The 1698-nt window shown below is 49.5% G+C and carries 2 protein-coding genes; both read left to right on the top strand.

From position 1 onward, the window contains the following. Positions 1-229: 229 nt before the first annotated feature. Positions 230-436 (top strand): hypothetical protein, encoded by a 207-nt coding sequence (locus tag ACQGNJ_RS00150; RefSeq protein WP_426687226.1) that lies wholly within the window; start codon positions 230-232, stop codon positions 434-436. Positions 437-939: 503 nt separating this feature from the next. Then, positions 940-1320 (top strand): hypothetical protein, encoded by a 381-nt coding sequence (locus tag ACQGNJ_RS00145; RefSeq protein ID WP_426687225.1) that lies wholly within the window; start codon positions 940-942, stop codon positions 1318-1320. Positions 1321-1698: the final 378 nt, after the last annotated feature.

Genomic DNA, 1698 nt, shown 5'->3' with positions numbered 1-1698 from the left:
GCTCCATGAAAGGATGTCATCCATCTCTCCTGTCTGTAGACATGGCGAGATTAGGTTGCCGAATTAGGCTGCACCAACGGGGATAAGTGGTTGATTTGCGTAGGCCGCAGGCTCGACTTGAGGCCTGAATGTCTGAATTAGGCTGCCGTATTAGACTGCATTTTGAAATCTACTTAGCGTTAGGCTGTACACACCTGTGAGGCTGGGACGCACTTAAGGGAACCGTTCGATGACTACCTACAGATACGAGCTGTCACTTGACGATTCTGAAATGATCGCATTAACGGCCGCATTAGAAATGTACGAGAAATATTGTTCCGAGCAATTGGCCGATGGTGCCAAAGCTCCATATTTCGCACATCATGATTCCTTAAGGAGCATCCAATCAAAACTCTTGAAAAATGCAAGCCAGACAAGCGGAAATAATTTTTGGTGAATACCACATGTCACCCATAGTCTTTTTATCATTGCTAATTGTGTATGTCTTGATAACGATAAAGATCGTTGAATGGACAACCTCCTTCATACTTGGTGACAAGTTAGAAGTTCCGGAATTGTATTTCAAATATCCATTTCTTTATGTAGTTTTTGGATGGGCCATGCTTCTTGCCTTGGCCGTTGCGTCCTTCACCGTGCAGCAGATCAGATGGTATCTTTGCCTGTTAGTCTTGCTTGTCGTTAGGCAGTTAGCTATCTTTTTTGGGCAAAGGAAGGCTTTCGACACGTTTCGAAAAGGTAGTCTGTACTTAATGCATTCTGCGGATCAATTTCGAACCCAACCTTACTCTGCAGAAGAGCTCGAAAAACTTCAGGCAGATGCGGTCATTACAAATTCACAACTTAAAAGCCGGCTAAAATCGAATCTTGCTCATCGCGTCTAACTACTCGTTCAAGGCGGACGGCTTCGCCGCCGCTTAACTCAAGCGTTAGGTGTTCAACATGGTCACGCTACAGAACGCACTTTTCGGGCGAATCGCCGATCGCGAGGCCGCTATCGACTTGGCAAAGTGGGCGGCCCTTGGATTCTTTGTGGCGGCCGCATTCGTCGCATTCTTCGCTCTTTTTGCATGGCCGCGCCTGCTCTTTGTCGCAGCCCTGTACGCACTTTGTGGTTACTTCACGCGTTACAAATTCAGTCGCGTCGCAGCCGTGGCTGGCGTCGGCTTGTCAGTTCTTTGCTTTCTGGTTCCCTTTTTGTTTCCGGAGAGCCGGAGTGTCATGGTGTTCGCGCTCGTGATTTGGTTCGGTTTTCGCGGCATCGAGGCAACATTCAAATTGCATGGTAGGTTCTCTCTGCAGAGTTCGTCGCAGAACACCTAACCGTTCATTCGAGGCGGACGGCTCCGCCGCCGCTCAATTCCAGCGTTAGGCAGCAAATGGACTACGACTCCTTCAAAGAACTCGTCTTCTCAGCAATTGCCGCACACGACGGTAAGTGGAGTTGGTATCAACTCGACCGTCATCTGTCTCAACACAATCCCGAAATGATGGGACACTTGATGACAGCATTAGGTGAGCTCCAAGACGCTGGGAGGGTGCGCTCTGTGCCCAACATCACAGCCCCAGCTCAACCGCACTACACATTGGGCAGCGGTAACGGTGCCTAACATCTCCTTAGGAGACTTCCGGTCAACCCCGGGTGCATGATGCTTTTGCCCTGAGCTTTCGGGCCACTGCTGTCGATCGTGTTGTGCTTCG

It is taken from the genome of Rhodanobacter ginsengiterrae, from assembly GCF_050026815.1.
GTDB lineage: Bacteria > Pseudomonadota > Gammaproteobacteria > Xanthomonadales > Rhodanobacteraceae > Rhodanobacter > Rhodanobacter ginsengiterrae.
The sequence above is the reverse complement of the archived record's forward strand: the minus strand, read 5'-3'. Positions and strand labels throughout refer to the sequence as shown.